This window comes from Pseudomonas sp. ES4, from assembly GCF_050586665.1.
GTDB classification, from domain to species: Bacteria; Pseudomonadota; Gammaproteobacteria; order Pseudomonadales; family Pseudomonadaceae; genus Aquipseudomonas; species Aquipseudomonas frederiksbergensis.
The window spans coordinates 282,601-307,376 of the sequence record NZ_JBOBDO010000005.1 but is presented as its reverse complement, the minus strand read 5'-3'; the positions used below and the strand labels follow the sequence as shown (position 1 = coordinate 307,376).

At 59.3% G+C, this 24,776-nt stretch carries 29 protein-coding genes and 1 pseudogene; 22 read left to right on the top strand and 8 right to left on the bottom strand.

The window, feature by feature from the left end; all coding sequences use genetic code 11:
* Positions 1 to 8: 8 nt before the first annotated feature.
* From ACQ4OB_RS08845 to ACQ4OB_RS08825, 5 genes and pseudogenes are all read left to right on the top strand, one after another.
* Entirely contained in the window at positions 9 to 572 is a 564-nt protein-coding gene (locus tag ACQ4OB_RS08845; protein WP_074875665.1) for a helix-turn-helix domain-containing protein, read from the top strand.
* Between the two features lie 127 nt (positions 573 to 699).
* Complete coding sequence (locus ACQ4OB_RS08840) at positions 700 to 1,035, top strand: hypothetical protein (protein ID WP_430955511.1); 336 nt, start codon at positions 700 to 702, stop codon at positions 1,033 to 1,035.
* 289 nt (positions 1,036 to 1,324) lie between these two features.
* Positions 1,325 to 1,648: a hypothetical protein gene (locus tag ACQ4OB_RS08835; protein ID WP_102615952.1), complete on the top strand. Its 324-nt coding sequence runs from the start codon at positions 1,325 to 1,327 to the stop codon at positions 1,646 to 1,648.
* A gap of 320 nt (positions 1,649 to 1,968) precedes the next feature.
* Positions 1,969 to 2,142: pseudogene (locus ACQ4OB_RS08830) on the top strand (ABC transporter ATP-binding protein); the annotation flags it as partial.
* 39 nt (positions 2,143 to 2,181) lie between these two features.
* Positions 2,182 to 3,621 carry an FAD/NAD(P)-binding protein gene (locus ACQ4OB_RS08825; protein WP_430955510.1) on the top strand — a complete coding sequence of 480 codons (1,440 nt, stop codon included), beginning with the start codon at positions 2,182 to 2,184 and terminating at the stop codon, positions 3,619 to 3,621.
* A 252-nt stretch (positions 3,622 to 3,873) separates the two neighbouring features.
* On the opposite strand, the gene ACQ4OB_RS08820 is transcribed toward ACQ4OB_RS08825, so the two are convergent.
* The 3 genes from ACQ4OB_RS08820 to ACQ4OB_RS08810 form a co-directional block, all read right to left on the bottom strand.
* Complete coding sequence (locus tag ACQ4OB_RS08820; protein WP_102615950.1) at positions 3,874 to 4,098, bottom strand: hypothetical protein; 225 nt, start codon at positions 4,096 to 4,098, stop codon at positions 3,874 to 3,876.
* 190 nt (positions 4,099 to 4,288) lie between these two features.
* Positions 4,289 to 4,591 (bottom strand): phage infection protein, encoded by a 303-nt coding sequence (locus ACQ4OB_RS08815; RefSeq protein WP_102615949.1) that lies wholly within the window; start codon positions 4,589 to 4,591, stop codon positions 4,289 to 4,291.
* A gap of 196 nt (positions 4,592 to 4,787) precedes the next feature.
* Positions 4,788 to 5,528: a response regulator gene (locus tag ACQ4OB_RS08810; protein ID WP_102615948.1), complete on the bottom strand. Its 741-nt coding sequence runs from the start codon at positions 5,526 to 5,528 to the stop codon at positions 4,788 to 4,790.
* Positions 5,529 to 5,711: 183 nt separating this feature from the next.
* On the opposite strand from ACQ4OB_RS08810, the gene ACQ4OB_RS08805 reads away from it, so the two are divergent.
* Together ACQ4OB_RS08805 and ACQ4OB_RS08800 are read left to right on the top strand one after the other, a co-directional pair.
* Positions 5,712 to 5,975, top strand: coding sequence for a DUF2790 domain-containing protein (locus ACQ4OB_RS08805; RefSeq protein WP_074875677.1), 264 nt, complete (start codon positions 5,712 to 5,714; stop codon positions 5,973 to 5,975).
* A gap of 117 nt (positions 5,976 to 6,092) precedes the next feature.
* Positions 6,093 to 7,154 carry an alpha/beta fold hydrolase gene (locus tag ACQ4OB_RS08800; protein WP_102615947.1) on the top strand — a complete coding sequence of 354 codons (1,062 nt, stop codon included), beginning with the start codon at positions 6,093 to 6,095 and terminating at the stop codon, positions 7,152 to 7,154.
* 116 nt (positions 7,155 to 7,270) lie between these two features.
* Here ACQ4OB_RS08800 and ppnN read toward each other — a convergent pair whose 3' ends face one another.
* A complete protein-coding gene (ppnN, locus tag ACQ4OB_RS08795) occupies positions 7,271 to 8,644 on the bottom strand; it encodes a nucleotide 5'-monophosphate nucleosidase PpnN (RefSeq protein WP_056744871.1) in 1,374 nt (457 codons plus the stop codon).
* 211 nt (positions 8,645 to 8,855) lie between these two features.
* On the opposite strand from ppnN, the gene ACQ4OB_RS08790 reads away from it, so the two are divergent.
* Both ACQ4OB_RS08790 and ACQ4OB_RS08785 read left to right on the top strand, forming a co-directional pair.
* Positions 8,856 to 9,392: a DUF3087 domain-containing protein gene (locus ACQ4OB_RS08790; RefSeq protein WP_074875683.1), complete on the top strand. Its 537-nt coding sequence runs from the start codon at positions 8,856 to 8,858 to the stop codon at positions 9,390 to 9,392.
* Positions 9,393 to 9,583: 191 nt separating this feature from the next.
* Positions 9,584 to 11,161: a sensor domain-containing diguanylate cyclase gene (locus ACQ4OB_RS08785; protein ID WP_074875685.1), complete on the top strand. Its 1,578-nt coding sequence runs from the start codon at positions 9,584 to 9,586 to the stop codon at positions 11,159 to 11,161.
* A 79-nt stretch (positions 11,162 to 11,240) separates the two neighbouring features.
* Here the strand turns inward: ACQ4OB_RS08785 and ACQ4OB_RS08780 are convergent, their stop codons facing one another.
* Both ACQ4OB_RS08780 and ACQ4OB_RS08775 read right to left on the bottom strand, forming a co-directional pair.
* On the bottom strand, positions 11,241 to 11,615 hold the full coding sequence (locus ACQ4OB_RS08780; RefSeq protein WP_074875687.1) for a DUF2784 domain-containing protein: 375 nt from the start codon (positions 11,613 to 11,615) through the stop codon (positions 11,241 to 11,243).
* A 101-nt stretch (positions 11,616 to 11,716) separates the two neighbouring features.
* Positions 11,717 to 12,652, bottom strand: coding sequence for a sensor domain-containing diguanylate cyclase (locus ACQ4OB_RS08775; protein WP_074875689.1), 936 nt, complete (start codon positions 12,650 to 12,652; stop codon positions 11,717 to 11,719).
* A gap of 176 nt (positions 12,653 to 12,828) precedes the next feature.
* Between ACQ4OB_RS08775 and ACQ4OB_RS08770 the strand changes: the two genes are divergently transcribed.
* The 5 genes from ACQ4OB_RS08770 to ACQ4OB_RS08750 all read left to right on the top strand — a co-directional run bounded on the left by ACQ4OB_RS08770 (position 12,829) and on the right by ACQ4OB_RS08750 (position 15,586).
* Entirely contained in the window at positions 12,829 to 13,527 is a 699-nt protein-coding gene (locus tag ACQ4OB_RS08770) for an AzlC family ABC transporter permease (protein ID WP_074875691.1), read from the top strand.
* Positions 13,527 to 13,838, top strand: a complete 312-nt coding sequence (locus tag ACQ4OB_RS08765) for an AzlD domain-containing protein (RefSeq protein WP_162842873.1) — start codon at positions 13,527 to 13,529, stop codon at positions 13,836 to 13,838. Before ACQ4OB_RS08770 ends, ACQ4OB_RS08765 begins: the two co-directional genes overlap by 1 nt.
* Before the next feature lie 60 nt (positions 13,839 to 13,898).
* Complete coding sequence (locus ACQ4OB_RS08760; RefSeq protein ID WP_162842857.1) at positions 13,899 to 14,060, top strand: hypothetical protein; 162 nt, start codon at positions 13,899 to 13,901, stop codon at positions 14,058 to 14,060.
* A 263-nt stretch (positions 14,061 to 14,323) separates the two neighbouring features.
* The gene (locus ACQ4OB_RS08755; RefSeq protein WP_430955509.1) at positions 14,324 to 15,223 is read left to right on the top strand and encodes a polysaccharide deacetylase family protein; all 900 of its coding nucleotides are present in this window, start codon (positions 14,324 to 14,326) and stop codon (positions 15,221 to 15,223) included.
* A 120-nt stretch (positions 15,224 to 15,343) separates the two neighbouring features.
* Positions 15,344 to 15,586: a DUF1652 domain-containing protein gene (locus ACQ4OB_RS08750; RefSeq protein WP_074875697.1), complete on the top strand. Its 243-nt coding sequence runs from the start codon at positions 15,344 to 15,346 to the stop codon at positions 15,584 to 15,586.
* Positions 15,587 to 15,604: 18 nt separating this feature from the next.
* Here the strand turns inward: ACQ4OB_RS08750 and ACQ4OB_RS08745 are convergent, their stop codons facing one another.
* Positions 15,605 to 16,489: a LysR family transcriptional regulator gene (locus ACQ4OB_RS08745; protein WP_008154539.1), complete on the bottom strand. Its 885-nt coding sequence runs from the start codon at positions 16,487 to 16,489 to the stop codon at positions 15,605 to 15,607.
* 127 nt (positions 16,490 to 16,616) lie between these two features.
* Between ACQ4OB_RS08745 and ACQ4OB_RS08740 the strand changes: the two genes are divergently transcribed.
* The 8 genes from ACQ4OB_RS08740 (at position 16,617) to ACQ4OB_RS08705 (ending at position 24,249) form a co-directional block, all read left to right on the top strand.
* Positions 16,617 to 17,765 (top strand): muconate cycloisomerase family protein, encoded by a 1,149-nt coding sequence (locus ACQ4OB_RS08740; protein ID WP_430955508.1) that lies wholly within the window; start codon positions 16,617 to 16,619, stop codon positions 17,763 to 17,765.
* A gap of 10 nt (positions 17,766 to 17,775) precedes the next feature.
* The gene (gene catC / locus ACQ4OB_RS08735; protein WP_074875701.1) at positions 17,776 to 18,066 is read left to right on the top strand and encodes a muconolactone Delta-isomerase; all 291 of its coding nucleotides are present in this window, start codon (positions 17,776 to 17,778) and stop codon (positions 18,064 to 18,066) included.
* Between the two features lie 55 nt (positions 18,067 to 18,121).
* Positions 18,122 to 19,051, top strand: a complete 930-nt coding sequence (gene catA / locus ACQ4OB_RS08730) for a catechol 1,2-dioxygenase (protein ID WP_430955507.1) — start codon at positions 18,122 to 18,124, stop codon at positions 19,049 to 19,051.
* Positions 19,052 to 19,172: 121 nt separating this feature from the next.
* Positions 19,173 to 20,132: an AraC family transcriptional regulator gene (locus tag ACQ4OB_RS08725; RefSeq protein ID WP_056740468.1), complete on the top strand. Its 960-nt coding sequence runs from the start codon at positions 19,173 to 19,175 to the stop codon at positions 20,130 to 20,132.
* A gap of 258 nt (positions 20,133 to 20,390) precedes the next feature.
* On the top strand, positions 20,391 to 21,755 hold the full coding sequence (benA, locus tag ACQ4OB_RS08720) for a benzoate 1,2-dioxygenase large subunit (protein WP_074875705.1): 1,365 nt from the start codon (positions 20,391 to 20,393) through the stop codon (positions 21,753 to 21,755).
* On the top strand, positions 21,752 to 22,240 hold the full coding sequence (gene benB, locus ACQ4OB_RS08715) for a benzoate 1,2-dioxygenase small subunit (protein WP_074875707.1): 489 nt from the start codon (positions 21,752 to 21,754) through the stop codon (positions 22,238 to 22,240). Before benA ends, benB begins: the two co-directional genes overlap by 4 nt.
* Positions 22,241 to 22,250: 10 nt before the next feature.
* Positions 22,251 to 23,264: a benzoate 1,2-dioxygenase electron transfer component BenC gene (benC, locus tag ACQ4OB_RS08710; protein ID WP_430955506.1), complete on the top strand. Its 1,014-nt coding sequence runs from the start codon at positions 22,251 to 22,253 to the stop codon at positions 23,262 to 23,264.
* A 211-nt stretch (positions 23,265 to 23,475) separates the two neighbouring features.
* Positions 23,476 to 24,249, top strand: coding sequence for a 1,6-dihydroxycyclohexa-2,4-diene-1-carboxylate dehydrogenase (locus ACQ4OB_RS08705; protein ID WP_430955505.1), 774 nt, complete (start codon positions 23,476 to 23,478; stop codon positions 24,247 to 24,249).
* Positions 24,250 to 24,254: 5 nt separating this feature from the next.
* Here ACQ4OB_RS08705 and ACQ4OB_RS08700 read toward each other — a convergent pair whose 3' ends face one another.
* Complete coding sequence (locus tag ACQ4OB_RS08700) at positions 24,255 to 24,617, bottom strand: NUDIX hydrolase (protein WP_430955504.1); 363 nt, start codon at positions 24,615 to 24,617, stop codon at positions 24,255 to 24,257.
* Positions 24,618 to 24,776 lie beyond the last annotated feature (159 nt).

Here is a 24,776-nt window from a genome sequence, read left to right as displayed (position 1 = left end):
GCAATATAGTGCACAAAGATTCTACCCAGCGGGCTTCGGTCCTCCAGCACGTCAGCCAGAACGTTCGACGCTTGCGCCACGCCGCCGACATGAGCCAGGCGACGCTGGCGGAAAAATCCGGCGTCAGCCGCCGGATGTTGGTGGCGATCGAGGCCGGCGAAAAGAACGTCAGCCTGACCACCCTCGACCGCGTGGCCGAAGCGCTGGATGTCGCATTCAGCGACCTGATCCAGGCCCCGGATGCCCGAGACCCGAGCCGCATCAACGAAGTGGCCTGGGCCGGGAAAATTCCTGGCAGCAAAGCCGTTTTGTTATCCAAAGCCACGGCTGTCCGCGAAGTGGAACAGTGGGAATGGTGCCTGCAACCGGGGGAAATTTACCCGTCGCAACCGGACGCCGAGGGTTGGAGTGAGCAGATCTACGTGTTCGAAGGCTGCCTGACCCTGATGCTGGGTGATACACCCCATGAGATCGCTGCCGGCGAGTTCTACATGTTCGCCAGCAACCAGCCCCACGCCTATCGCAACGATGGGGCAGTGGCGGCGCGGTTTGTGCGTAATGTGGTGATTTGATCTGCGCTGATTCCACATCAAACATATATAGACCTGTTACTTCTTACAGTAGACGATTGGCCTTGGATCCAGACAATGATGAGTGCGCCGGCGGATGGCGGTCCACTCCTCAACATTGGGTTCACGTATGCCTATTCATCACAAAAAGCCGTCAGCGCTTTTACCTGCACCCGTGCTGCCGGTGGCCTGCGGCGACATGGTCTTTCTCGAAGATGTCTTAGCCGGCGCTCAGGTCAAGATTGTACTGAACCGGAGTGTTTATCCGGGCATCCAGGTGACCCTCGAATACAGCAATGGCGGCACTTCCAAAACATTAACGACCCCACTTACTGGAGGTGGGGCATCATTTGTGATTCCTGCTTGCGCGTTTATTAACAGTTTTGGAATGCGGATTCGATATTGGGTCGACGATCCATTCCAACAAAGCGAAGTGCTCGATTTAGGCGTGTCGATGCGCTTGTGAGGCAGGCCTGGCTGTTGGCAGGGCAGCAGCGATTGATCGCTGCTGGCCACTTCTACAAGTTTGCCAGCAACAGCTCCGTGCCTATCGCAACGAGGGGGCGGCGTGGTTTGTGCGAAATGTGGTGATCTGATAGTTGGTAACCGTTCATCGGAAATGATGAAATACCTGTTATTTATGACAGTAGACGCGTAGCGCGATTGCTCTTCAAATGGAGTTCAGCGCGCTGCTCACAGTTCTTGCCTGATGGGCAGAAGAACTTTTTCTAACGTCAACGGAAGGAAACTTAAAAATGGCATTGGAACGGCTTGAAATCCAAGAGGCTGTAGGAAAGGAAATCAAACTGACGAATGTTCCGGTTCAAGGCGCTACCGCACGCATTCCGCTTCCTCCATTTCCGGATCCTAATGGCAGTATCGAAGTGTTAATTGCTGACCAGGTTGTAGCCCAGCAACCCGTTGGGGAACCAGAAAGCGGTTTTTATAAAGTCCTGGTGCCAAGGAGCGGCTTACTGAATCACACAGGACTGAATAAGGCGTTTTCATACATCTTGTACAATGAAGATGGTAACGCCGGTTACTCTGAATCAACCAGGTATGACATCTTGCATTCTTGACGAGTTGCTCAAAAGCAGTTGTTCGACTTTGCTGATGATGTCGAACAATTGCTGTCATTAACGTTTAACTGGCCACAGTGAATCTGGAGTTTGTTTCGCGTGCTCTTGCAAATCGATTTAGCTGTTTGTGATAAAGAATTGACATAAGTAAAAATCAATTGGCACGACCTCTGTCTTGGCTCTTGGGTGTTCACCCGTCGCCGGGGGCGCGCCATGACAATTTCAGTCTCACCCTCTCGCAGCGCCCACGTCATCCATTCTGACGCCGAAGCCATCGCCCACAGACGCCGAACGCAGAGGCTCAATACAAAGATTCGTCAGCGATATTTTCCTGTCCTACTTTGGTACTGCTTGACGAACCTTCCATGGCTTTGGCGCCTATGATCGTCCCGGAGACTTTCGAGATCGTCGCCCAGCTCAATCGCGCCGAGTCGGTGAGCTTCCTGATGGCCGAGCAAAACATTATTGTGGCGCTCAAATACGCATCGGCGGCATGACTTCCATTTAGGTAAACACTGAGCAGTGAGAACGCCATGACTGAAACCCAAAGCGGACTGGCCACCGATGCCACCCGCCACGCGGACATCCTGATCGTCGGCGGCGGCCTCAGCGGCGCGATGCTGGCGGCGCAGTTGCTGCGCCTGCCGGGCAAACGCCAGGTGCTGGTGATCGAACCCCGCGCCGAACTGGGACGGGGCGAGGCGTACAGCGCGGTCGAACTGGGCCATACGCTCAACGGCAATGCGGCGCGGATGAGCGTCGATCCGGACAACGCCGATGACCTGACCCAATGGCTCACCGAATACATCGCGGCCGGTGGTTGGCCGGAGTCTGACGAGCAACATGTGCCGGTCAGCGAATTGTTCCCGCCCCGGGGGATTTTCGGCCTGTACGTGCAGCAGCGCTTGGCCGAAGCGCAAGCGGTGGGGGCGTTGAACGGGTCAACGGTCGAGCATGTGCGGGCCGAGGTGGTTGACCTGCAGAACGGGGACGATTCTGTGTTGCTGACGTTGAGCGACGGGCAACACTTGCAGGGCGCTTATGCGGTGTTGGCCACGGGGATGTTCCCCGCTGCGCGTACGCCACAGACCGAGTCCAGCGGCTTGAACGCGGCGGCGCTTGATCCGTGGGACGTCGCGGCCATGCAGCAACTCGATCCGCAGTCGACCGTACTGATCATCGGTTCGGGCCTGACCATGGTCGATGCCGTGGTGTCGCTGGAACAGGCCGGGCATCGCGGCCCGATCGAAGTATTTTCCCGGCATGGCTTGCTGCCTCATGTGCGTCGTCAGCCACCGGTCTGGATGGATTTTCTCGCCGAGGATCAGAGCATTCGTACACCGCGACAGTTGATGCGCGAGCTGCGTCGGCATTGCCGGGACGCCATCGCTCAAGGCATCGACTGGCAGGCACCGCTCGACACCGTGCGCGCGCATATTGGCCGTTTGTGGAATCAGGCAACGGACGTGCAGCGTCGACAGTTCGTGCGGCATGTGCGGCCGTGGTGGGAAAGTCATCACCATCGCTCGCCGCCGTTGAGTGCCGAACTGGTGGCGCGGTTGCACAAAGAGGGGCGGTTGCGGATTCAGGCGGCGTCGTTCAAAGGGCTGGAGCCCTCAGCGGACGGAGCAGTGAGCATCCGCCTTCGGCGTCGAGGCGAAGCAGAAAGCAGCGTTGTCAGCGGCGCGGCATTGATCAATTCCAGCGGCATCGAATACGACTGGCGACGCGTCGCCCGACCTCTGCCACAGCAACTGCTCGCCCGCGGACTTGTCCGGCCGGGGCCGTTGGCGCTGGGGATTGCGGCGGCAGTCGATGGCGCGGTATTGGGCGCCGATCAACAAGCCGCGAGCCGTCTATTCGCCATGGGCCCACCGTTGCGCGGCATGTGGTGGGAAAGCACCGCAGTGACCGACGTCGCGAGCCAGGCCAAGGCACTCGCCGCTCGCCTGACAACAACGCCGTCCCTGTAGCAGCTGCCGAGCCTGCGAGGCTGCGTTCGAGCGCGCAGCGGTCGTAAACCTGAATGCACGATCCGGCTGAAAAAACGCATCACCTGATTCTGCGACCGCTGCGTCCGAACGCGGCCCGACTCGAACGCAGCCTCGCAGGCTCGGCAGCTGCTACGAATATCTCGAGCCTGTATTTCAACACTAAAGACAACAAACCCCGGGGAGATCGGATCTCCCCGGGGTTTGTTGTTTCAAGCGGCGCAAAGCCATTGATCAATAACGCTGATACTTCGAACCGAATTCAGGGCGGTTTTCAGCGACATAGAGTGTGCTCGCCTGGCTGTCTTTGTGATCAACACCGACGGCGTTCACGTTCAGTGTGGCCGGTTGGCTGACTTTGGCCGCTGCAACGACCTGCGGGGTGGCGTGTGGGGCGGCGATGGCGGAGGTGGCGCCAAGAACCGAAAGGGCGAAACCAAGACCGATGATGCTTTTCATGAAGTTGCTCCAGAGTGTGGGGAGAAGATGGGGGTCACTCTAGTGCTGGAGCTGCGCGATGAAAAAACACTCTGACGCATAGTTGTTATCGAGAGCGATGATTCATTGCCGGAACGCCCTGGGCGGCATTCCCACGCAAAGCGCGGGAATGATCATGGGGATCGCCAAGCTCAGCCAAAAGCCCTGGCAATCAATATCGTTGATATTTCGAGCCGAACTCGGCGCGGTTTTCCGCGACGACCACACCGCTGCGTACGGCGTTGTTCGGGCTGATTAGCGCCACCCGTTCGCGCAGCTCTTGCAAACGGTCGGCACCGCCTTCGGCCACACGATTCTCGATCAGACGATCGGAACCGCCTTCAACCAACAGTTGTTTAACCTGGCCAGGGGACGCGGCATTGCCAGTGGTGGCCGAAGCCAGGCTCGACAGACCGAGACCACTAACCAGGGCCAGACCGAGTGCCAGGGACGAGACTTTCGAGAAGTTGAACATGGGTAATTCTCCGTGCGTTTAGTTTGAGTGGGTCGGTAGCTGTTGCTATCCGGTGATCACAGTTAAACGCTCGGGTGTATCGGTGATGTGTGCTCGAACACGCCGAAGTCGGTGTCTGCGTATCTGTCGCGGGTTCTTATACAGACGGATACAAAGCCCTATGAAAAAGTCTCCTCAGGTTTGCTTGGGGGAAGCTTCATGATTCTGCGCCCAGCAATTCCACCGGGTAGGAGAACACGTAGCCTTCGCTGCGCACGGTTTTGATGTAGGTGGATTCCCGTGAGTCATCCATCAGTCGCTGGCGCAGACGGCTCACCAGCAAATCGATCGAGCGGTCGAACAGGTCGGCGTCGCGACCCTGGGTCAGGTTGAGCAACTGGTCACGGCTGAGCACCCGTTGCGGGTGATCGAGGAACACCCGCAGCAGACGGTATTCGGCGCCACTGAGGGCCACCATCGTGTCGTCTTCGTCGAGCAAGTGCCGGGCGGTGGTGTCCAGGCGCCAGCGGCCGAAGCCCAGCAACCGGCCAGTCTCGGTGATCAGCAGGTTGGGCGGCAGCATCCGGGTACGGCGCAACACGGCGTTGATCCGCGCCAGCAGTTCACGGGCGGCGAAGGGTTTGGTCAGGTAGTCGTCGGCGCCCATTTCCAGGCCGAGGATGCGATCGGTTTCGTCGTCGCGTGCGGTGAGCATCAGGATCGGCGTGGCTTTGTGTTTGCCCGAGCGCAATTCGCGGCACAGCAGCAGGCCGTCATCGCCGGGCATCATGATGTCCAGCACGATCAGGTCCACCTGATTGGTTTCCAGAAAGCTGCGCATCTGCCGGCCATCGGCAATCACCGTGGTGCGCAGCCCGTTCTTTTTCAGGTAATTGCCGACCAGCTCGCGAATTTCCCGGTCGTCGTCGACGATCAGGATGTGGTCCACATGTTCCATCGCTCAGCCTCTTGTTGTTGGTTTTGTATCGCACTGTATCTGATGCCCCCGGAGACACCTTACGCCTTATTAATTCCGGTTCTACGACACATGGCAGATACCTCGGGCCGATTAAATGGGTTCCATCGAGACAAGATGACTTGCCTCACAACCACTGCCCATTGCCACCCAGAGGAAATCACCATGAACTGGAACGCACTGATTGCCGCCAGCTTCTTTGCAGTCCTGAACGTTGCAGCGTTTTCGGCCCAGGCCGATGTTCAAGCGCCGTCGCAAGAAACTTCTCACGGCACCCACCTGGATATCAAGAAAGTGATTTCCGTCGTCGATAACGGCGATGGCAATTGCGGCATTGTCGATGCCCGCCTGACCTATCTCGATTCCAGCGGTATGCAGAAAGCCCTCGATTACAGCAAATTCGCAGAGTGCGGCAATCAGGGCGGCTGATCTTTCTTCTACGCTGATCGCTGTCAAAGACGATGACCGCGCAGTCTGCTCATCAGCCCGTATTGGCTGACTCACATCGTCCAGAACAGCAGGTCAATGACTTCCAGGGAAACCACCATGAAGATGAATGTGTTGAGCAAAAAAAACGACTCGCGTCGTCGTTTCTTTGCCCCGTCGGTCCTCGCTTTCGCGCTGATGCAGGCAGGTGCCTTTGGTGCTGCCCATGCGCAGGCCGCAACGCCAGAGCCAGTGTTGGCCAGCGCTGGCACCCTCAAGGCGGATTCGTTTGGCCCGCTGAAGCATGTCAACGCCGGATTGCTGAATGTGGCTTACGCCGAAGTCGGCCCCGCCGATGGTCCGGTGGTGATTCTTCTGCACGGTTGGCCTTACGACATTCACAGCTACAGCGAAGTGGCGCCCTTGTTGGCGGCCAAAGGCTACCGGGTGTTGATCCCGTATGCACGGGGCTACGGCGACACGCATTTCCTGTCCGACAAGACTGTTCGCAACGGCCAGCCCGCCGCGTTGGCCAGTGACGTCATCGACTTTATGGATGCGCTCAAGATCAACAAGGCGGTGCTCGGTGGCTACGACTGGGGCGCGCGCTCGGCGAACATCGTTTCGGCGCTCTGGCCGGAGCGGGTGGAGGCGTTGGTCTCGGTTAGCGGCTACCTCATCGGCAATCAGGCGGCCGGCAAGAATCCGTTGCCGCCCAAGGCCGAGCTGCAATGGTGGTACCAGTTCTACTTCGCGACCGAACGCGGCCAGGCCGGTTACGAAAAAAACCGCCACGACTTCGCCAGGTTGATCTGGGAGCTGGCCTCGCCGAAATGGACGTTCGACGACGCGACTTTCGACCGCAGCGCGGTGGCCCTGGACAACCCCGATCATGTGGCTATTACGATCTTCAACTATCGCTGGCGGTTGGGCATGGTTCAGGGCGAACCTCAATATGAAGCGCTGGAGCAGCGGCTGGCCAAGGCGCCGGTGATTACGGTGCCGACCATCACTATGGAAGGTGACGCCAACGGGGCGCCACATCCGGCAGCCGAGGATTATGCCAAGCGTTTCACCGGCAAATATGAATACCGACTCATCAACGGTGGTATCGGCCACAACTTGCCGCAGGAAGATCCGCAAGCCTTTGCCAAGGCGATCATTGATGCGGATCATCTATAAACCACTGTGGGAGCGAGCCTGCTCGCGAATGGCGGAGTGTCAGTCAACATCATGGTTGAATGACACACAGCTATCGCGAGCAGGCTCGCTCCCACAGGGTTGTTTGATGGTGCCTGTTACGCAACCACTTGATAACACGGCACATACGCCGCGCCACCTGGCAGCTTCATCCGGTGCTGGGCGACGAAGGCCTTGAGCAGCTGATCCAGCGGTTGCATGACAGCCACATCGCCACGGATCTGGTACGGCCCGTGTTCTTCGATCAGGCGGATGCCCTTGTCCTTGACGTTGCCGGCGACGATGCCGGAGAACGCGCGGCGCAGGTTGGCGGCCAGTTCGTGGGCCGGCAGGTTGCGGCTCAGTTTCAGGTTGGCCATGTTTTCGTGGGTTGGATCGAACGGGCGCTGGAAGCCTTCGTCGATCTTCAGCAGCCAGTTGAAATGGAACGCGTCATTGCGCTCGCGACGGAACTGTTTGACCGCTTTCAGGCCTTGAGTCATTTGACGTGCGACTTCAGCCGGGTCGTCGATGATGATCTCGTAGTGTTGCTTGGCGGCTTCACCCAGGGTGGCGCCGACAAACGCATCCAGTTGCTCCAGATACGGCGCAGCATGTTTCGGTCCGGTGAGGACCACGGGGAAGGGCAGGCCGGCGTTGTCCGGGTGCATCAGGATGCCGAGCAAGTACAGGAACTCTTCGGCCGTGCCGGCGCCGCCCGGGAAAATGATGATGCCGTGGCCGACGCGAACGAAGGCTTCCAGGCGTTTTTCGATGTCCGGCAGGATCACCAGTTCGTTGACGATCGGGTTGGGCGCTTCGGCGGCGATGATGCCCGGCTCGGTCAGGCCGAGGTAGCGGCCGCCGTGGATTCGCTGTTTGGCGTGGGCGATGGTCGCGCCTTTCATCGGGCCTTTCATCACGCCAGGGCCGCAACCGGTGCAGATGTCGAGGCTGCGCAGGCCCAGTTCGTGGCCGACTTTCTTGGTGTATTTGTATTCTTCGGTGTTGATCGAGTGGCCGCCCCAGCACACCACGATCTTCGGCTCGACACCCGGCCGCAGGGTGCGGGCGTTGCGCAGCAGGTGGAACACGTAGTCGCTGATGCCCTGGGAGGTGCTCAGGTCGATGCGTTGGGCGTCGAGTTCGTTTTCGGTGTAGACAATGTCGCGCAGGGCGCTGAAGAGCATTTCCCGGGTGCTGGCAATCATTTCGCCATCGACGAAGGCGTCGGCCGGGGCGTTCAGCAGTTCGAGGCGTACGCCGCGGTCCTGCTGGTGAATGCGGATTTCGAAGTCCTTGTAGGCCTCGAGGATGGTTTTGGCGTTATCGACATGGGCGCCGGTATTGAGGATGGCCAGGGCGCACTGGCGGAATAAGGTGTAGGTGCTGCCGGATCCGGCTTCGCTCAGTTGCTGTACTTCACGTTGAGAAAGGGTTTCCAGGCTGCCTTTTGGGCTGACCGAGGCGTTGATTACTTGTCGTTGGGTCATTCAATGATCCTTAAAACGATGCCATTCATACAGATAACCGGCATCCGAATAGTATGTATCCATGAAAGAAGATGGCACGAACTGCGCTGTATCGCCATTTCCCCGTTTGACGATGAAAAGATGAAAAGGAGCCCCAGCATAGCTAAATCCCCTGCAGAGGCGATAATGCCCCGCAGCCTTTTTACCCATGCCCTCAAGGAACCCCGTCGCGATGTTCGAAATCCAGCCGCAGAACCCCGAACGCTATCGAAGCCAGACGCGACGCAGCACGATAATCATAGCCTTGATTTTCCTGGCCCTGGCGATGGTGTTGTCCACCACGGCGGTGGCGCTGTTCGGCGAACCCGGTGGCGACAATCTGCGATTTAACGTCGGCGGCGTGTTTGTGTCGGTGCTGCTGATGGCCGCCCTGATGCGCGGCACCTTCTGGACCCAGCCATGGATGGCCCCGGCGGTTTATGGCTGGCAGCTCAAGCGCAGCCTGATGAGCATCACCAACGTCATGCATCAGGTGACGGCGGCGGTGGAGAAGGAAGATCCTACGGCCATGAAGCTGCTGCGTTTCTACCATCTGGGATTGAGTCAGATGCACGAGCTGGACGGCAACTCCAGTGATCACAGCCAATTGACCCGCGAGATGGATCAGCACAAGGCACGGATGGAAGCGCTAGGCATCGAGACTGATCAAACGCGATTGAATCCGGCCTGGATCGAGGCCGTGAAGCAGACGCCTCGGGATAAACCCTGATTCGTCGACAACCGCTGAACTGCTGAGCCGCAGGCTTGGCGAGCCGTAGGTGAGATTAGTTCTCGCGCAAATCAGCTTTCGGGTGTTTGATGAAGCATAGTTGCCTGGCACCAGGCAGCTCATACCCATCAGGGGTCGTAAAAAGGGCGAACGGGAAGATTCGCCCTGTGATCAATATTTCAGGGAACGTCATGGGTCATCCGTCCGTCAACAATCGAATTGAACAATCCCGCCATGGTGTGCCTCGGGTCGCCGAGCAAGCCGGGGTCACACTCAAGGTTCGCTCTGCGGTGATTCTGCTGGTCGCGGTGTGCCTGTCCATGGCGGCTATCGTGATTTGGGAAGCCTGGAACTCGCGCCAGTACCATCTGCACGACAAAGAAGTGGCGATGTCCAACCTTGCCCAGACTTTGGCCTCGCAAGCGCAAGCGTCGATCAAGCAAGCCGATATGTTGCTGTTGACCCTGGTGGATCGCCTTGAAAACGATGGCATCGACCAGGCTCGGGTACCTCGACTGGAGCGTTTGCTCAAGGCCCAGCGCAGTGAGTTGAGCCAGCTCCATGGCTTGTTTGTCTACGGCGAAGACGGGCGCTGGATTGCCAACTCCAACGGTGCCGTCATGCCCGGTGCCAACAACGCCGATCGTGAGTATTTCACCTTCCACCGCAATCATCCCGACCGTGGCCCTCACATCGGTCCCTCGATCAAGAGCCGTTCGAGCGGTGAATGGATCATGACAGTGTCCCGTCGCGTCAATCATCCGGATGGCCGGTTTGCCGGCGTGGCGCTGGCAACGATTTATCTCAGTCATTTCCTCGGGCTCTACGACAGTATCGACATGGGGCAAAACGGCGTGATCAATCTGATCGCCGATGACGCCAGTATCGTCGTTCGCCGGCCGTTCAAAGAAACTGAAATCGGCATCAGCGTCGCCAAGGGACCGCTGTTTACGCAACTGTTGCCCAAGGGCAATTCAGGCACGGCGATGGTCCCGTCCTATGTGGATGGCGTCGAGCGGGTGGTCGGTTTTCGCAGGGTCGACGGTTATCCGCTGATCATCTATGCGGCGCTGAATAAAGATGAAGTCCTGGCCGCCTGGCGCAAGGAGGTACTGCTGAGTGCCGGGATCGTCTCGTTATTCCTGGGGTTTCTCGGGGTCCTCGGTTATCGCCTGATTCGCCTCATGAGGCAGCAGAATCACGTGCAGGGCGTATTGCTGGACGCGCAGGAAAAACTCATCGAGGTCAACCGCAGTCTTGAGTTGCTGGCGCTGGAGGACGCACTGACCGGACTGTCCAACCGGCGTCAGTTCGATCTGTTCATCCTCGCCGAAATGGGCCGCGCCAGACGCAACCAGACCCATCTCGCGCTGCTGATGATCGATGTCGATCACTTCAAGAGCTTCAATGATCTTTACGGCCATGTGGCCGGTGATGAGTGTTTACGCAACATCAGCACGATCATCAGGGACAACATCAAGCGCCCCGGCGATCTGGCTGCTCGCTATGGCGGTGAAGAATTTGCGGTGGTACTGCCCGGGACGGACTATGTGGGAGCGTTTCTGGTGGCGGAAAAAATCCGCCGCGCGGTTCATCTGGCCGGCATCCGGCACAGTGAAGGGGTTGAAGGCACGGTGACGGTCAGCCTGGGGGTCGCCGCTTACAATCCGGCGTCACAAGCCCAGCCCAGCGACCTGGTGGGGGCTGCCGACAAGGCGCTGTACGTGGCCAAGGCCAGCGGTCGGAACATGAGCGTCATTGCCAATTGAATTCAAACAAGGCTGCCAACGGCCCGGATGGCTTCCAGCCAGGTGCGACCTTCAATCGATAACATGATCCGAATCGGTTTCAGGCTGCGCGACGCAACTTCCACCGCTTGATCAACCGAAGATAGACCAGCACGTTGATCACCAGCACGACGCTGCCCAATCCCAGCTGGATCGCCGGCGTCAGGCCCGCCGGGTAAATGACCGGCCACACGTAATGTTCGATGAAACCGCCGCCATAACCGGTTTGCCCGGCTGCGTCGCGCATGAGGTTTTCCCACTGCGTCAGCGGGCAGGGCAAGTGGAAGACTTCCACCGACACGCCCCACACAGCCGCGGGCAGGTGCCACCAGGCCAGGGGGCGCCATTTGAGCACCAACAGCCCGCCGAACAGCACGAACAGAATGAACAACAGGTGGAACAGGACCAGCCCGTCGGCGGCGATTCGGTAAAGCATGTCGACTCCCTGGTGCGTTATGCGAATGGCTCCATGGTACTCGGGCGGGTCGCTGATGCTCTATCGATTGCTGCTGTTCGGCGCTGCGAGCACGCCTTTCGTCAATCGCGAAAATCAACGAACTCCGCACGCATCCTGCCGTTGTGCTTGGCCCTGTAGAGCAACTTGTCGACCTGCTCGACGAATTCCAGCGCCGTCGCGTGCGGCGTTGCGGTGGTGGTGCCGACACCCAGGCTCAGGCTCAGCCGCTTCGATACCGCAGAAAACTCATGGGGAATGTGCTGCTGGCGAATCAGAAGCAGGCATTTATTTGCCACCAGCCTGGCGGATTCGGCGTCGGTTTCCGGCAGCAGCCAGACGAACTCTTCACCGCCGATCCGCGCGATGAAATCCCGTGGCCGATTGGCCGCCAGGGACAAGGTCTGAGCGACGCGCCGCAAGCATTCGTCACCCTTGATGTGCCCGTAATGGTCGTTGAACTGTTTGAAGTAATCGATATCCAGGATCAGTAGCGACAGCGCTGATCCCGTGCGTTGAGCGCTGCTCCATTCGCGCTCCAGCACGGTGTCGAACATGCGCCGGTTGGCGATGCCGGTCAGCCCGTCCTGGAAGGAATATTCTTCGAGTTGCTTTTGCAGGCGGCTCAAGTGCTCTTCGGTTTTCTTGCGCTCACTGATGTCGAACATGAAACCCACCAGCGCTTCCACTTCACCGTCCTTGCGCACCACGTGCACCACATCGCGGATCCACACATAGTCACCGTCGCGGGTCAGCGCCCGATAGTCTGCCTCGTGATCCACACCCGCCCGCGATTGCGATACGCAGAACTCCACCACGTAGTCGCGATCATCCGGGTGCATGCGTTCGACCCAGTCATTGACCCCCACCCAACTGTCCTGTTTCCAGCCCAGCAGACGCTCGATCTGCGGACCGATGTAGCTGAAAGTCATGGTCTTCCAGTCGATCCGCCATGGTATTGCTTTGGTCGACTCAAGCAGGGTTTTGTAGACGTCGCTGTCGGTTTCGATTGAGCTCATGAGGGGGCCGGATCTCAAAGATGAAAAAACTGCGCCATCATGTTGCTACTACTGGAGTGAATCAAGCGTGCAGCCGATGAATGGAACAAGTTCGCGTCACAAGTGCGCAAGATCGTTCAAGCCAGCGGCCGCGACTGCTGGCACAGTCTGGGGTCTTTCCCTGGTTGTAGAGCGTTATGTCCAATTCACTCATGCCGCGCAGCGCCTTTCTTCGCGGCGCCGCGGCGATCATGCCGTTGTCCCTGGCCACCGCGCCCTGGGGCTTGCTGGCCGGCTCCATGGCCATCGAGGCCAACCTCACGCCCCTGCAAGGCCAGGGGCTGTCGAGCATCGTGTTTGCCGGGGCGGCGCAACTGGTGGCGATCGGCATGCTCAAGGGCGGTGCCGGGATCTTTTCGATTCTGCTGACCACGCTGCTGCTGACCTCCCAGCATTTGCTCTACGGGATGAGCATGCGTTCGGTGATTTCGCCGTTGCCTGGACGCTGGCGTGTGGGGCTGGGTTTTTTGCTCACTGATGAGCTGTTCGCCCTGACCAGTGCGCATGACAAACAACAGTTCAACCGCTGGTACGCGTTGGGTGTCGGCCTGACGTTCTACATCGCCTGGAACCTCTTCACCCTGGCCGGCATCGTGCTCGGCAGCAGCATTCCGGGGCTGGAACACCTGGGACTGGACTTCTCCATTGCCGCGACCTTTATCGCCCTGATCACCCCCGTGGTGCGGAACGTGCCGACCGTGGTGTGCGTGGCGGTGTCGTTGTTTTGCTCGGTGCTGTTCAGTTATTGGCAATGGGGCTCGGCGCTGGTGCTGTCGGGGTTGGCGGGCATGATCGCGGGCTTTATCTGCAACAAATTCTACGGTGGACGCACATGATGGTCTGGGCGGTGATTTTCGGCATGGGGCTATTGGTGTTCCTCAATCGCTATGTGTTTCTGGAGCCGCGGCTGCCCGTGCGCTTGAGCAGCAATGCGCGGCAATTCCTGGGTTTTGCGGTGCCGGGCATGCTGACGGCGATCTGCGGGCCGATCGTGTTCATGCCGGACAAGCAGCTGAATCTGCAATGGGATAACCCGTACCTGCTCAGTTCGCTGGTGGCGGTGGGGTTGGTGCTTTACACCCGCAATACCTTGCTCAGCATGTTGTTGAGCATGGGGTTCTTCTTTTTGCTGCGTTGGTGGTTCTAAGTCGTCCCTGTCGAAACTGTTCTACGCTTAAAAGGGACCCCTACAGGAAGAGAGGTGAGCATGGCTAATGATCCCAAGCGTCCGGACCCGGATGAAGAGGTGGATGACGAACCCACGGAAGAGGAGATTGAGCGGCAGCGGCGTTCGACGCCGGACTGGAAGCATCCCGACGATGGGAAAGAACTGTCGGATCGCGATCAGGAATGGCCGTTGAAGCCTTGACTGCGCAATACCTGCGTTCGGCCTCTGGGAAAGGGGCAAGCAGATCAAGATCAAAAGCCAAAGCCTGACGCGGTACCTGTGTGGGAGCCTGCTCGCGAAAAACGTCCGGACACCGCATTCATTCAGACAGCACACGTTATCGTTCACGTCTTTCGCGAGCAGGCTCGCTCCCACAGGATGCGCACTGGAACCAAACACTGTGTACCCTTATCCAACCTCGGCCCGCAGCGACCTGCGGACGACGAAGGATAAATGGGCAAAACATGAAACAGCTGTTCAAGGTTCTATCCGCACTCATCATCGCCACTGGGCTGGTGGGGTGCATCGCTTCTCCCATTGAAATGACGTCGCAGACCGAACAGCGCCTGAGCGCGCAACCGCCGATCCGTTTTCTGCTGACCTTCGACGACGGTCCCAGCGCCTCAAGTTTCTGGAATCCGACGATGACGGTGCTCGACAGTCTGGCCACCAACCCGGTGCAACCGAACCTTAAAGCGGTGTTCTTCGTGCAGACCGGTGCGCCACGTGCCGGCAACAGCGAAATCGGACGCGAGGTCATGCGCCGTGAACACGCAGACGGGCAGATTCTGGGCTTCCACTCGGCGACCCGCTCGCACACCAATCACAGATCCCTGAGCCCGGAAGAACTGGAGCAGTCACTGAGCAAAGGCGCCGCAGACATCGCCGCGATCACCGGCGCGCCGCCGACCCTGGTGCGCCCACCATTCTGGAGCTATGACAACCGGGTTTTCGCCGCCTATCAGCAGCACGGCATGCACCTATTGCTGACCGACCTGAGCGCCAATGACGGCAAGATCTGGGGCTTCAACGCCAGCCCCCAGCGGCGGGCCCACTTCTTGCGCACAATGTCCGAAGTGCGCGAACGCATCGCCCTTGGCGAATTACCGGTGGTGGACGGGGTGATTCCGGTGGTGGTGACCTTCCACGACCTCAATCGCTACACCGCCCGGCATACTCGCGAGTACCTGCAAATCCTCCTCGACAGCGCACGGGCTACCGGTGTGAAAACCGCAGAAAAGCCGTTTTACGACGACACGGCTGCGCTGCAACGGGCCGTCATGGCGCGTACGGTTCGCGACAGTTCAGAGCCGGTCAAATTACCCGGGCTCTGGAATTGGATCTGGGGTGCGGATTCTCACTGAAAGGTCGCCAAAATGAGAAACAGCTAACACTTATTTTGAGCATTGGCGGGCGCAGGATGGGGAAAGCCCATCTATGCTGAGCAAGTTGGATCCGATTAACCTGCCACGGAGGCGCCAGTCATGGTTTCAGTTCCTGAGCTTTGCCGCATTGTCGAGTCCGGTTTTCAACCGCTTTCCTGCGCCTGCACAGTGAATCCCGACGGAACGTTACGGATCAAAGTCTATGAACCCGCCACCGGGCGCATTGCTCTGTTGATTACCGGTGTATCGCCCGAACGACTGACCAGCGTTCGCGCTATCGCCAATCTGATTGGCGAGTTGCGCATCGAGATGCGCGCCGGTCGCCGGGCCTTCGCCGGCTGAAGCGGATCGCATCGCGGATCAGGCCCGCGGTTGCAGTTCATCGATCATCTGCAAGCAATGATTCAACCCCGGCGATACGTCGCCCACGCGCCTGCTGAGAATGATCGGTGAGGTCGCGTTGTCTTCCAGCAACGGCGTGAAACCAATGTCGTCGCGGTGCAGCAATTGCACCGAGGCCGGCACCAGGGTGACACCGATTCCCGCTCCCACCAGACCGATGGCTGTTTGCAGCTCGTTGGTCCATTGCGCCACATGAATGCTCACGCCATAGGATTCGAACAACGCGATCACATGGTCGGCGTAGCTCGGGCGCGGATTGCCGGGGTACAGCACAAAAGGTTCTTTCGCCAATTCGCGAAGGCTGATCGGCCCGGCCAGTAAGGGGTGCCCGGCGGGCAGGGCGGCGACCAGTCGATCTTCAGTCAAAACCGTCTGGATGATCGCCGGATCATCGATGCGGATTCGGCCGAAACCAATGTCGATGCGCCCGGCCTTGAGCGCCTGCACTTGCTGCAGCGTGGTCATTTCCGAGAGCCCCAGTTCAAGCTCCAGGGGCTCGCCGCTGCGCAAACGGCGAATCAGTTCCGGCAGCACGCCGTAGAGCGTCGACGGTGCAAAACCGATGCCCAGCCAGGTCTTTTCGCCCAGACCGATCCGCCGCGTGTTGTCGCATACCTTGCTCAGTTGCTCGAGCAGGGCGGTGGAGTGCTCATGGAAAAACCGCCCGGCATCGGTCAGCTTCAGCGGCCGCCCGCGTTCCAGCAACAACACGCCCAGTTCATCCTCCAATTGCTGCATCTGCCGGCTCAGTGGCGGCTGGGCGATGTGCAGCAGTTCGGCGGCACGGGTGAAATTGAGGGTTTGAGCCAACACCTGAAAATACCGCAGGTGACGCAGTTCCATGGGGCCTCCAGTCGCAAGTCGGTTGCATACCTTAAAGGTATCAAGTCAGACCAATTCTATATTGGCTTCCCGAAAAAAGCCGTACCAGAATCGGTTCCAGAACTTTAAGAACCTGACAGGTATCGACATGCTTGCAACAGCCATTGAATCGATCGAGACGATCATCGTCGATCTGCCGACCATCCGCCCGCACAAGCTGGCGATGCACACCATGCAGAACCAGACCCTGGTGATCATTCGCGTGCGCTGCGCCGACGGCATTGAAGGCATTGGCGAATCCACCACCATCGGTGGCCTGGCCTACGGCAACGAAAGCCCTGAGAGCATCAAGACCAACATCGACAAACATTTCGCGCCGCTGTTGCTGAGCCAGGACAGCGCCAACGTGAATGCTGCGATGTTGCGTCTGGAGCGCAGCATCCGTGGCAACACGTTCGCTAAATCAGGTATCGAAACCGCCTTGCTCGACGCTCAGGGCAAACGCCTTGGGCTGCCGGTCAGCGAGTTGCTGGGCGGCCGCGTTCGCGATGCCCTGCCAGTGGCGTGGACCCTGGCCAGTGCGGACACCGGCAGGGACATCGCCGAAGCGGAGAAAATGCTCGACCTGCGACGCCATCGGATTTTCAAACTGAAAATCGGTGCCGGCGAAGTCAACCGCGACCTGGCTCACGTCATTGCAATCAAGAAAGCCTTGGGCGACCGCGCCAGCGTGCGGGTCGATGTCAATCAGGCCTGGGACGAAGCGGTCGCGCTGCGCGCCTGCCGGATCCTGGGAACCAACGGCATCGACTTGATCGAACAGCCGATCTCGCGCAATAACCGCTCCGGCATGGCGCGCCTGAATGCCATGAGCCCGGCGCCGATCATGGCCGACGAATCCATCGAGTGCGTGGAAGACGCCTTCAACCTGGCCCGTGAAGGCGCGGCCTCGGTGTTCGCCCTGAAAATCGCCAAGAACGGCGGCCCGCGCGCCGTGCTGCGAACTGCGGCCATCGCCGAAGCGGCCGGTATCGGTCTGTATGGCGGCACCATGCTCGAAGGCGGCGTCGGCACCCTGGCCTCGGCCCATGCTTTTGTCACGCTGAACAAACTGGCGTGGGACACCGAGCTGTTCGGTCCGCTGCTGCTGACTGAAGACATTCTCAGCGAGCCGCTGGTTTATCGCGATTTCGAGCTGCACGTGCCGAAAACGCCGGGGTTGGGCCTGAACCTCGATGAAGAACGTCTGGCGTTCTTCCGCCGAGACAAAACGTCTACTGCCATTCATCAAGCCTGAGGAGAGCATCATGCTGTTCCACGTAAAAATGACCGTGAACCTGCCGGTCGATATGAATCCCGAAGCAGCCGCGAAGCTGAAGGCTGACGAAAAGGCCCTGGCCCTGCGCCTGCAAGAGCAAGGCAAGTGGCGTCACCTGTGGCGCATCGCCGGACACTATGCCAATTACAGCGTTTTCGACGTCGACAGCGTGCAGGAGCTGCACGACCTGCTCATGCAATTGCCGTTGTTTCCGTACATGGCGATCGAGGTCGAGGCGCTGTGCCGGCATCCTTCTTCCATTCGCGAGGATGACCGCTGAACCCAGCCTGTTCAGTTCGCTACGCTAATAATTACAAGATGAGGAACCCACCAAAATGAACGTCAAGATTTCCCACACTGCCAGTGTCCAGAAGTTTCTCGAAGAGGCCAGCGGCCTGCATAACGAAGCCGGTGACCCGCGGGTCAAGGCGCTGGTCTACCGCATTCTGCGCGATTCGGTGAACATCATCGAAGACCTGGCCGTGACCCCGGAAGAATTCTGGAAAGCCGTCAACTACCTCAACGTGCTGGGCGCGCGTCAAGAGGCCGGGTTGGTGGTGGCCGGGCTCGGTCTCGAACACTACCTCGACCTGCTGATGGACGCCGAAGACGAGCAGGCCGGCAAGGCCGGCGGCACGCCGCGGACCATCGAAGGCCCGCTGTACGTGGCGGGTGCGCCGCTGTCGGAAGGCGAAGCGCGACTGGATGACGGCGTCGATCCGGGGGTGGTGCTGTTCATGCAGGGCCAGGTCAAGAACACCGCCGGCGAACCGTTGGCCGGTGCGGTTGTGGACGTCTGGCACGCCAACACCGGCGGCACTTACTCCTACTTCGATACCACTCAATCGGAGTTCAACCTGCGTCGTCGTATCGTCACCGATGCCGAGGGTCGTTATCGCTTTCGCAGCATCGTGCCGTCGGGCTATGGCTGCCCGCCGGACGGTCCGACCCAGCAACTGCTCGATCAACTGGGCCGTCATGGGCAGCGGCCGGCGCACATTCACTTCTTCATTTCCGCGCCGGATCATCGTCACCTGACCACCCAGATCAACCTCGATGGCGATCAGTACCTGCACGACGATTTCGCCTATGCCACTCGCGATGAGCTGATTGCCAAAATCACCTTCAGCGACGATCCACAGCGCGCGGCGGCCCATGGTGTCAGCGGTCGTTTTGCCGAAATCGACTTCGATTTCACCTTGCAGACCACCGCGCAACCCGACGAGCAGCAACGCCACGAGCGGGTCCGCGCACTCGAGGACTGATATCCTCGAACAGCGGAACCGGGCCACGAGATAACCGACCGTTTATCTCGTGGTCTTCGGCGTTTCGATCATTGCCCTGGATTGGCCCGACGTAACCTATAACAACAATGAGAGTGCCCCGATGATGCAAGCGCAACTGTTGAGTCAGCGCAGCACCGTATTCGACCATGCCGACCCTTACGCGGTGTCGGGCTACGTCAATCAGCATGTCGGTAACCATTGCATTCTGATGCCCCGGGCCGGGCGACCGCTGGCCAGCCTCAATCACCGCAAGTTTGCCAGCCTCGATCTGTGCCGCATCAGTTACGGCGGCAGCGTGCGCGTCACGTCGGGTGCGCTGGAAAGCATCTATCACCTGCAAGTGTTGCTGCGCGGCAACTGCCTGTGGCGCGGTCATGGCCAGGAACACTACTTCGCGCCCGGCGAGCTGTTGCTGATCAATCCCGATGATCCGGTGGACCTGACGTATTCCGACGATTGCGAAAAATTCATCCTCAAAGTCCCCACCCCGTTGCTGGAATCCGTATGCGATGAGCAGCGCTGGCGGTACCCGGGGCAGGGCGTGCGGTTTCTGGAGAACCGTTACCAGCTCGATGAGCTGGAAGGCTTTGTCGGTCTGCTGGCGATGATTTGCCAGGAAGCCGAGGCCACCGAACAGATTCCCAAGGTGCAGGAGCACTACGCGCAGATCATCGTCAGCAAGATGCTCAGCCTGATGAAGACCAACGTCAGCCGGATCAGTCTCGGCTCACAGACGGCCACGTTCGAGGTGATTGCCGACTACATCGCCGGCCACCTCAAACAGGACATCGACAGCGAAGAACTGGCACGCCAGGCGCGGATGAGCCTGCGCTCGCTGTACGGATTGTTCGAACGCAACGCCGGCACCACGCCGAAAAACTACATCCGGCAAAAACGCCTCGAGCGCATCAACGCCTGCCTGAGCGACCCGACCTGCAACGTGCGCAATGTCACGGAAGTGGCGATGGATTACGGCTTCCTGCACCTGGGGCGGTTTTCCGACAGCTATCGCAAGCAGTTCGGCGAATTACCGTCGGACACCCTCAAACGCCGCCACTGACCTGGCAAACACCGCCCATCCCTGTAGGAGCATGGCTGCTGATCGTTCCCACGCTCCCGCGTGGGAATGCAGCCCGGGACGCTCTGCGTCCCAAAAGCGGACGCGGAGCGTCCGTTGAGGCATTCCCACGCAGAGCGTGGGAACGATCAAAAATCCTGCTGCACAAAACGGATACAGGTCTGCACCCAGCGGATAGTCCGCCCCATCTCCCCGTCCTAGCATGGCCCTGCCTGAATAAAAACAATGGAGGCGGCGGCCATGTCCCTGCGACCCGAATACCTTCACTCCCTGCTCGAAGATGACAAAGAACAGGGTATCTATCGCTGTAAGCGCGAAATGTTCACTGACCCGCGGCTGTTCGATCTCGAGATGCAGCACATCTTCGAAGGCAACTGGCTGTACCTGGCCCACGAAAGCCAGATCCCCAACAAAAACGATTTCTACACCACCACCATGGGGCGCCAGTCGATCTTCATCGCGCGCAACAAGGACGGTGAACTCAATGCGTTCCTCAACGCCTGCAGCCATCGCGGCGCGACGCTGTGCCGGCACAAATCCGGCAACAAGAGCTCGTACACCTGCCCATTCCATGGCTGGACCTTCAACAACTCCGGCAAGCTGCTCAAGGTCAAGGATCCGGCCGAAGCGGGATACCCGGCGAGCTTCAACTGCGAAGGCTCCCACGACCTGACCAAAGTCGCGCGTTTCGAGTCGTATCGCGGCTTCTTGTTCGGCAGCCTCAAGGCCGACGTAGTCCCGCTGGTTGAGCATCTGGGCGAGTCGGCAAAGATCATCGACATGATCGTCGATCAGTCCGCCGATGGCCTGGAAGTGCTGCGCGGTTCTTCCAGCTACATCTACGAAGGCAACTGGAAGCTCACCGCCGAAAACGGTGCCGACGGCTATCACGTCAGCTCCGTGCACTGGAACTACGCCGCTACCCAGAATCAGCGCAAGCAACGCGAGGCCGGCGATTGCAACCCGACCATGAGCGCCGGCAGTTGGGCCAAGCAGGGCGGTGGTTTCTACTCCTTCGACAAGGGCCACATGCTGCTCTGGACCCGTTGGGCCAACCCTGAAGATCGCCCGTTGTACGAGCGTCGCGATGAACTGGCCCAGGACTTCGGCAAGGCCCGCGCCGACTGGATGATCGAGAACTCGCGCAACCTGTGCCTGTACCCGAACGTGTACCTGATGGACCAGTTCAGTTCGCAGATCCGCATCGCCCGGCCGATCTCGGTCAATCGCACGGAAATCACCATTTACTGCATCGCCCCCAAAGGCGAAAGCGACCACGCCCGTTCGAGCCGGATTCGTCAGTACGAAGACTTCTTCAACGTCAGCGGCATGGCGACCCCGGACGACCTGGAAGAGTTTCGTTCCTGCCAGACCAGTTATCAGGGCAGCGTGACCGCCTGGAACGACATGTCCCGTGGCGCCGAACACTGGATCGAAGGCGCCGATGAGGCGGCCAGGGAAATCGACCTGCATCCGCTGCTCAGCGGTGTGCGCACCGAAGACGAAGGCCTGTTCGTGCTGCAACACAAGTATTGGCAGCAGACCATGCTCAAGGCCTTGGCCGCCGAGCAGTCCGAACTGATTCCTGTGGAGGCCGTGCAATGACCATCACCTATGACGCCGTGCGTGATTTTCTCTACCGCGAAGCGCGCTACCTCGACGACCGGCAGTGGGACGAATGGCTGGAGTTGTACGCCCAGGATGCAACGTTCTGGATGCCGTCCTGGGACGACAACGACGAGCTGACCGAAGACCCGCAGCGGGAAATCTCGCTGATCTGGTACGGCAACCGCACCGGCCTGGAAGACCGCGTCTTCCGCATCAAGACCGAGCGTTCCAGCGCCACCATGCCGGACACCCGCACCTCGCACAACATCAGCAACATCGAGCTGCTCGAACAGGCCGACGGCATGTGTAAGGTGCGTTTCAACTGGCACACCCTGAGCTTTCGCTACAAGACCGTCGACAGCTATTTCGGCAGCAGTTTCTACACCCTCGATGTGCGCGGTGAAAACCCGCTGATCAAGGCCAAGAAAGTGATCCTGAAGAACGATTACGTTCGCCAGGTCATCGATGTCTACCATCTGTGAGGCAGCGGTCATGACTCATTCCATCGCATTCAATTTCGAAGACGGTGTCACCCGATTCATCGACGCCAATGTCGGCGAAACCGTGGCCGATGCCGCGTATCGCCAGGGCATCAATATTCCACTGGATTGCCGCGACGGCGCTTGCGGTACCTGCAAATGCTTCGCCGAGGCCGGCCGTTATGATTTGGGCGAGGAATACATCGAAGATGCACTCAGCGCGGAAGAGGCCGAACAAGGTTTTGTCCTGACCTGCCAGATGCGCGCCCAGAGCGATTGCGTAGTGCGCGTGCCGACCTCATCCGAGGTATGCCGCACCCGCCAGGCCAGTTACGACGCGACCATCAGTGCCGTGCGCCAGTTGTCCGACAGCACCATCGCGCTGTCGATCAAGGGCGAAGCCCTGAGCAAACTGGCGTTCCTGCCGGGGCAATACGTGAACCTGGGGATTCCCGGTAGCCAGCAGACCCGCGCCTATTCGTTCAGCTCGTTGCAGCGCGACGGCGAGGTCAGTTTCCTGATCCGCAACGTGCCCGGCGGCTTGATGAGCAGCTTCCTCACCGGCATGGCCAAGGCCGGCGACAGCATGAGCCTGGCGGGGCCGTTGGGCAGTTTCTATCTGCGCGATATTCGCCGTCCGTTGTTGCTGCTGGCCGGCGGTACGGGGCTGGCACCGTTCACGGCGATGCTGGAAAAAATCGCCGAGCAGGGCAGTGAGCATCCGCTGCATTTGATCTACGGCGTGACCAACGATTTCGATCTGGTGGAAATGGATCGACTCGAAGCCTTTGTCGCGCGAATCCCGAACTTCAGCTTCAGTGCCTGCGTCGCCAACCCAGAGAGTCAGCATCCGCTCAAGGGCTATGTGACCCAGCACATCGAGCCGCAGCATTTGAACGAAGGCGACGTCGATGTCTACCTGTGCGGCCCGCCGCCGATGGTCGAGGCGGTCAGCCAGTTCATCCGCGAAAAAGGTATCGCGCCGACAAACTTTTACTACGAGAAATTTGCCGCCAGCGCCGCATAAGCATCAGCACGACACCGTCTCTGTAGCAGCTGCCGAGCCTGCGAGGCTGCGTTCGGCTGCGAAGCAGTCGTAAAACCTGACGACACGGTGTTCCTGAAACACCGCATTGTTTGATCTCACGACTGCTTCGCAGCCGAACGCAGCCTCGCAGGCTCGGCAGCTGCTACAGATAGCCGTTCCCTGCGAAATTGATTTTCGCATCGAGGTATTTATGAACAGATTCACAGATAAAGTCGCGCTGATTACCGGCGCAGCCCAAGGCATTGGTCGGCGCGTTGCCGAGCGCATGGCGGCGGAAGGTGCGCGGTTGATTCTGGTTGATCGCTCCGAGCGGGTGTTCGAAGTTCAGCAACAATTGGGGCAGGGCAGCCAGGTGCTCGCGCTGACTGCCGATCTTGAGCAATACAGCGAATGCAGCCGCGTCATGCAAACCGCCGTCGAGCGTTTCGGGCGTCTGGATGTGCTGGTCAATAATGTGGGGGGGACGATCTGGGCCAAGCCTTTTGAGCATTACGAAGCGTCGCAGATCGAGGCCGAAGTGCGCCGCTCGCTATTCCCGACGCTGTGGTGCTGTCATGCCGCGCTGCCGTTCATGCTCGAGCAGGGCAGCGGCGCCATCGTCAATGTTTCGTCCATCGCCACGCGCAGTGTCAATCGCGTGCCGTACGGTGCGGCGAAGGGAGGGGTCAACGCGCTGACCGCTTGCCTGGCGTTCGAAACCGCCGGTCGCGGGATTCGGGTCAATGCCACCGCGCCCGGTGGCACTGAAGCGCCACCGCGGGTCATTCCGCGCAACAGCGCTGATCAGAGCGAACAAGAGAAGGTCTGGTATCAGCAGATAGTCGACCAGACGCTCGACAGCAGTTTGATGAAGCGCTATGGCACGCTGGATGAACAGGCAAGCGCAATTCTGTTTCTGGCCAGCGACGAAGCGTCTTACATTACCGGCATGATAATGCCGGTCGGTGGCGGCGACCTCGGTTGATTCACTTACAAGCGACGCTGAAACGCTTTGATGATTCTGAGCGTGGCGTTGCTGGTGTTCAGGTTCTGGACCGCGTCCAGCGGATACCAGATGCAATCGAAGATTTCGTTTTGTGGGCGGGCCTCATCCGCGTTCTCCACGGAGGCCTCGTAAACATGGTGTTGGGTGCTGGCCGTTTGCAATTCCATCAGGTACAGCATCCCAGCGACCCCAAGCCCGGTCTCTTCCTGGAGCTCTCGTGTGGCGGCGTCGGCAATGGCTTCACCACGTTCAACCTTTCCGCCGGGCAGCATCCACCGACTCCTTGGCTTGCGCACCAGGAGAATGTGTCGGTGTTGCTCGCAAATGACGGTCGCGCGTATTTTCATGTGTTACCCGATTGCTGTTTGTCATAAAACAGTCATAAAAATGCAATATTCGAGCCGAGGTGTCTGCCTCAATGGTTGGAGTGATGGACGAGGCTGGAAGTGCAATCGCGTTTCGAAATACTGGCGCGACGTCTGGTCGGCACTTCTTGAAGGGGCGGG